The 6,222-nt window shown below is 51.6% G+C and carries 4 protein-coding genes and 2 pseudogenes; 2 read left to right on the plus strand and 4 right to left on the minus strand.

The features are described from left to right. Together H5U36_08305 and H5U36_08310 are read left to right on the plus strand one after the other, a co-directional pair. Positions 1-306: pseudogene (locus H5U36_08305) on the plus strand (uracil-DNA glycosylase). Between the two features lie 38 nt (positions 307-344). Further along, positions 345-1,793 (plus strand): radical SAM protein, encoded by a 1,449-nt coding sequence (locus H5U36_08310; protein ID MBC7218122.1) that lies wholly within the window; start codon positions 345-347, stop codon positions 1,791-1,793. A gap of 12 nt (positions 1,794-1,805) precedes the next feature. Here the strand turns inward: H5U36_08310 and purD are convergent, their stop codons facing one another. The 4 genes and pseudogenes from purD to H5U36_08330 form a co-directional block, all read right to left on the minus strand. After that, positions 1,806-3,095: a phosphoribosylamine--glycine ligase gene (gene purD / locus H5U36_08315; GenBank protein ID MBC7218123.1), complete on the minus strand. Its 1,290-nt coding sequence runs from the start codon at positions 3,093-3,095 to the stop codon at positions 1,806-1,808. Positions 3,096-3,098: 3 nt separating this feature from the next. After that, positions 3,099-3,710, minus strand: a complete 612-nt coding sequence (locus H5U36_08320) for a phosphoribosylglycinamide formyltransferase (protein ID MBC7218124.1) — start codon at positions 3,708-3,710, stop codon at positions 3,099-3,101. Further along, positions 3,707-4,733 (minus strand): annotated as a pseudogene (locus H5U36_08325) (phosphoribosylformylglycinamidine cyclo-ligase). The gene H5U36_08320 and the pseudogene H5U36_08325 overlap by 4 nt, the downstream one beginning before the upstream one ends. After that, entirely contained in the window at positions 4,696-6,042 is a 1,347-nt protein-coding gene (locus tag H5U36_08330; GenBank protein MBC7218125.1) for an adenylosuccinate lyase, read from the minus strand. The pseudogene H5U36_08325 and the gene H5U36_08330 overlap by 38 nt, the downstream one beginning before the upstream one ends. Positions 6,043-6,222 lie beyond the last annotated feature (180 nt).

The raw sequence follows: 6,222 nt of genomic DNA on the forward strand, positions 1-6,222 counted from the left end.
TAGGAAGTCGAAACCTGCTTTCCATACCTTGAGGCGCAAATTGCCATTGTAAACCCTTCAGTCATCGTAACTCTTGGTAGCGTCTCCACGGGGTATCTTCTTGGAACCAAAGAACCGATGAGTAAACTCCGAGGGCAGTGGTTTGACTGGCGTGGAGGAAAGCGAATTTTCCCCATGTTCCATCCGAGTTTCCTCTTGCGTCACGAATCCAAAGCTCCCGGGTCCCCAAAGTACCTCACCTGGCTTGATATTCAGGAAGTAAAGCGGGTGTACGATCTCCTCCGGGAGAGTACACGGCGAGTATGATATAATAGCAACGAAATACTGAAAAGGGAGGGAGGTACATGAGCTACCTCGAATCCATCAAAGCATTCACAACGGAGCAAGTGGTCAAACTCATCGTGAACTCGCTCCGGAACGTCTCCGACGAAACCATCATCAAACTCACGTACCTTGCAGAGAAGCTCACCCCCATAGAGTACTACCGGGACCAGATCCGGGGGCTCCGCCAAATGTTTGAGGAAAAGCGCCCCCAGATTGTCCTTGCCCGGCGAGTACTCCAAGAGACGCACCCCAATGTTCGGGAAAAGCTCATGGTCAATCTCATCGTGAAGAGCATTCTCCTTGGGGTTCCTAAGCGTCAGAAACTCGAAAAAGAGCTCGGCTGCCAGGTACCGTTCTTCTTCGTTGTCAGTCCCACAATGCGGTGCAACCTCAACTGCTACGGGTGCTACGCTGGCCAGTACCGGAAAGAGAGCGACATGCCGATTGAGCTCCTTGACCGAATCTTCAACGAGGCAAAGGAAATGGGCATGCACTTTTTGACGATTTCCGGTGGAGAGCCTTTCATTCGCGAGGAACACCTGGACTTATTCGAGAAGCATAGTGATATTTGTTTCCAAGTCTACACGAATGGAACGCTCATTGACCGGGAAATGGCCAAGCGCCTAGCCCGCATGGGGAATGTTTACCCCGCCATAAGTGTTGAGGGCTACGAGGAAGAGACAGACGCACGCCGGGGCAAGGGAACCTTCAAGAAAATCATGCAGGCTATGGAAGCACTGCGAGATGAGGGAGTCCTCTTTGGATTTTCTATCACCGCTACACGGTACAACACCGAACTCGTCTCAAGCGATGAATTCATGGACTTCCTCATCAGCAAGGGTTGCAGCTTCGGCTGGTACTTTACCTACGTTCCGGTGGGAAAGAAACCAGATGTGAACCTCATGCCTACTCCGGAGCAGCGAATTCATCTCCGCAACCAGGTTCACCGCCTCCGTTACGAAAAACCAATCTTCATCGGGGATTTCTGGAATGACGGTCCCTATGTTGGCGGATGCATCGCTGGTGGACGGAGGTACTTCCACATCAACAACATGGGAGACGTTGAGCCCTGTGTCTTCTGCCACTTCACCGTGGACAACATTAAGAACAAATCCCTCAAAGAGGTCATTGCCTCTCCCTTCTTCCGGGCTATCCAGGAACGGCAACCCTACGACAACAACCTCATGCGACCTTGCATGCTCATCGACGTACCAGAGGTTCTCCGAGAGGTGGTGGAAAAGTACGGAGCGCGGCCAAGCCATGAAGGCGCAGAAAGCCTCATCACTACCTTGAAGGACGAAGTAGACGCGTACGCCCAGGCCTTCAAGAAACTCGCTGACGAGATTTGGGAGCGGGACTACAAAGGAACCATCTACTACAAGGACTACAAGAGCGAGCGACAGGAGTACCTCCGCAAACTCCAGGAAGAAGCGGAGAAGAACCGCAAGAAAGAGGAAGTTCGAGTGTGACCCAAAGGGCCCTCATGAGGGCCCTTTGGGTTTCAAAACCCGAAAACCGATATCCCTCCGGTAGTACATGCCCTCAAAGTGAATGGATGATGCAGCTTCGTAAGCCCGCCGGTGAGCCTCCTCAAGGTTCTTACCAAAAGCACATACGGTAAGAACCCGGCCTCCATCCGTGTACCATTCATCCCCCTTTCGAATTGTTCCCGAGTGGAAGAGGAGGACTCGATCTTCCGGTCGATTGGCAAAATTCTCGATTCCTTTGATTCGCTTCCCCCGCTCGAAATGCCCTGGATACCCCTGGCTTGCAAGGACAACCCCAAGCATCGCCTCTTCGGAGATTTCCATCTTAACCCTGTGGAGCTTCCCCTCCCAGATGGCAAGGTTCACCTCAAGCCAATCGTTACGTATCCGGGGAAGAACGACCTGGGTTTCCGGATCCCCAAGGCGAACGTTGAACTCAAGAACCCAGGGAGTTTTGTCCTTTCCAATCATGAGCCCCAAGTAGAGAACGCCCCGATAGTAGAGGTTTTCCCGTTCCATACCCTCAAAGAGCGGAATAAGAATTTCCCTTTCAATTCTCTGGAGCACCGCATCATCAACAACTGGAGCGGGGGAATACGCACCCATCCCTCCGGTGTTTGGACCAATGTCCCCCTCGCCAACTTTTTTATGATCCTGAGAGGAAGGAAGGAAAAGGTACGACTGCCCGTCGAAGAGAACCATAACCGTTGCTTCCTCTCCTTCCAAGAAGTCCTCCACCACTATTCGCTCTCCCGAAGATCCAAACTTCTTTTCCACCATGAGCTCGCGAACTGCAAAGGACGCTTCGTCGAAATCCTGAGCAACGTAGACCCCTTTTCCTGATGCAAGTCCATCGGCCTTCACTACCACAGGGAAGCTTCTCCTCCTTTTGAGGGCTTCCAGGGCTTCCCCGGGTTCACCAAAAACGGAAAAGGGAGCAGTAGGGATACCATACCTCTTCATGAATTCTTTGGCAAAGACCTTGCTCGACTCAAGGAGTGCTCCACGCCTGTCAGGACCAATGACGGCCCTCCTTTTGGCGCAGAGGCAATCCACAATCCCTGCCGCTAAGGGAGCCTCAGGACCAACAAGAACAAGGTCGATATCCTTTTCTTCCACAAAATCGACTATCTCCTGAAGAGAGGAAAGAGAAATACATTTCCCGAGAAGCTCCATGCCTCCATTGCCCGGAACGCAGAAAATCTCCTTAACTTCAGGGCTCTGCGCCACTTTCCAGGCTATGCAGTGCTCTCTGCCACCACTTCCCACAACCAGAACACGCATCGTTCAGTCCCTCCTGATAAAGACCTTTCTCCCGCGAACTTCGAGTTTCCCTTCGAGGAAGAGTTTCACCGCCTGAGGGTAAATCTGATGCTCATATTTGAGAATCCGCTCAGCAAGTGTTTCGGGGGTATCGTCTTCAAAAACCGGACAGGTCGCCTGAAGGATAATTGGTCCTGTATCCATCCCCTCGTCCACAAAGTGAACCGTACATCCACTCACCTTAACTCCGTACTCTACAGCCTGCCTTTGAGCCTCAAGCCCCGGAAAGGCCGGAAGAAGGGACGGATGAATGTTCATAATCTTATTCCGAAAGCGCTGCACAATTTCTCTTCCCACGATTCGCATGTACCCCGCAAGACAAATGAGATCGGGATTTTCCCGTTCAAGCGCTTCAAGGAGCGCCGCCTCGTAGGCTTTTTTGTTGGGAAATGACTGGTAATCGAGAACAAGGGTTGGAATTCCTGCCTCCTGAGCCCGGCGAAGAGCCGGAGCCTGGGGGTTGTCACTCACCACAAGAGTAATTTCCCCTGGAATGAAGCCACTCCGTGAGGAATCAATGAGAGCCTGGAGATTGGTCCCCCTCCCCGAGACAAGAACGACAATTCTTCCTTTCACCCGAAGGTCACCCCTCTCTCCCCAGGGATAATCTCACCGAAAATGAAAGCCTTCTCTCCCCATTGACTAAGAAGACGAAGGACTGCTTCCACTTCATCCTGAGAAACAACAAGGATGAATCCCACACCCATGTTGAAGACCCGCCACATCTCCTCCTCGGGAACGAGCCCTTTTTCCTGAATGAAGCGGAAAATCCAGGGAACAGGCACCGCTTCCTTTCGAACGTAAGCGCGACAGGAATCAGGAAGGATTCTCGGAAGATTCTCCACAATTCCCCCACCAGTGATATGGGCCATTCCCTTTACCTTAATTTCTCCGAGAAGCGGGAGAACACTCCGTACGTAGATTCTCGTGGGCCGAAGGAGCTCCTCTGCAAGGCTTTTCCCCTCAACCTCAGCATCAAAAGGAATACGAGCATGCTCAAGGACCTTCCGCACTAAAGAAAACCCGTTGCTGTGGAGGCCCGAGGAAGGAAGAGCCACAAGGACATCCCCTGGAGCAATCGTCTTCCCGTCGATAACCTCTTCTTCCTCAACAATCCCTACTGCAAATCCTGCAAGGTCGTACTCACCCTCAGGGTACATGTCGGGCATTTCTGCTGTTTCCCCACCAAGAAGAGTGCATCCTGCCTCTTCACATCCCCGAATGATTCCCGAAAGCACCGCTTCAAACACTGAAGCGTCAAGTCGTCCACAGGCAAAGTAGTCAAGGAAGAACACCGGTTCTGCTCCGACACAGAGGACATCATTCACGCACATGGCCACAAGGTCAATCCCCACCGTATCGTGATGACGAAGCTCAATAGTTAGCAATTTTGAGCTTTGTCCCTACGCCATCGCTTCCTGCAACAAGACAGGGCTTTCGCCATCGGTCACCAACCCGAAAAATCCCTGCAAAACCCCCAATACCTTCTCGAACTTCGGGACGAATCGTCTTTGAGACTTTCTGCTTCAAACGATTGATAACTTCTGCTGCCCTATCAATGTCAACTCCCGCTCTCTTGTAGTCCCACCTCTCGGACATTCCCTTCCTCCTCCCAGATACCTACCCGCTTCAGAATCTCATCCACGTGCTTGAGGTAGTGTCCGTAATCAAAAAGCTTGGACAATTCCTCTTGAGAAAAGTACCGGCAAATTTCCGGATCCCGGGAAAGGACCTCAAAGAAGGTCAGTTCTTCATTGTCCCAGGTCTCCAGGGCGCAACGCTGGACAATGGCATACGCCTCTTCTCGGGTAAGTCCCTTCTTCACAAGCTCAAGAAGGACTCGCTCTGAAAAGACAAGACCCCGACTCCTCTCAAGATTCTTTCGCATCGTCTTGGGATAGACAACGAGATTCTCAAGAAGCCGAGCAAAGGTGTTGAGTAGGTAATCAGCAAGGATACAGGAATCAGGAAGGATAATACGCTCTGCCGAAGAATGAGAAATATCTCGCTCGTGCCAAAGGGGAATATTCTCCAGAGCTACCAGGAGATTTCCCCGCAAGACCCGGCTCAAGCCGCAGATTTGCTCAGCAGTAATGGGGTTCTTCTTGTGAGGCATGGCGGAGGAACCTTTTTGTCCCGGAGAGAAACCTTCCTCAACCTCTCGGACCTCTGTCCGCTGGAGATGACGAATCTCAAGAGCAAACTTCTCAAGGCTTGTCCCAATCATCGCCAAAGCCCATAGGAACTCCGCATAGCGGTCCCGCTGAATAATCTGGGTAGACACAGGAGCTCGTTTAAGGCCAAGGCGCTCACACACGTATGCTTCCACTTCCGGGTCAACGTTAGCAAAGTTCCCTACTGCTCCAGAAATCTTACCCACACTGACTGTCTCTTTCGCTCTCTCAAGGCGCTCTCTGTTCCTCTGCATCTCCTCGTACCACACGGCAAGCTTGAGACCAAAGGTCGTTGGCTCAGCATGAACCCCATGAGTCCTTCCAACAATCAGGGTATACCGATGTTCCCAGGCTTTTTGCCGTATAACGGCAAGAACCTTCTCAATATCTTCAAGGAGGAGGTCTGCTGATTCTCGAAGGAGCACCGCATTTGCGGTATCCAGAACATCAGAAGAGGTAAGCCCAAAATGGAGGAAACGGGATTCCCTTCCCAAGTTTTCAGAGATACTTGTCAAAAAGGCAATCACATCATGCTTTGTGACCTTTTCGATTTCCTTCATTCGTTCCGGAGAAAAAGAGAGCTTTTTCCGAATCTCCTCCACTTCTTCTTTTGGAACAACCCCAAGCCTTTCCCAGGCCTCAAGAACAAGCATCTCAATCTGTATCCAGACCTCAAATCGGTGAGTGTCACTCCAGATAGCCTGCATCCTCGGAAGGGTGTACCGCTCAATCATTCCACTCGCATCCTCCTCTCCCGGAGCTCTTCAGAATTCTAACACACTCCCACCCCTCGTGAGGGTTTTCCCTCTTGAGTTTTCGAGAACTCAAGCTCACCCCCCTCACACCTGGAGCTCTCAAAGAGATCGGTTGAATTATTCAGGAGAGGAATCCCTGAAGTCGACTTACCCACAAAA

It is taken from the genome of Candidatus Caldatribacterium sp. (assembly GCA_014359405.1).
Lineage (GTDB): Bacteria > Atribacterota > Atribacteria > Atribacterales > Caldatribacteriaceae > Caldatribacterium > Caldatribacterium oleiphilum.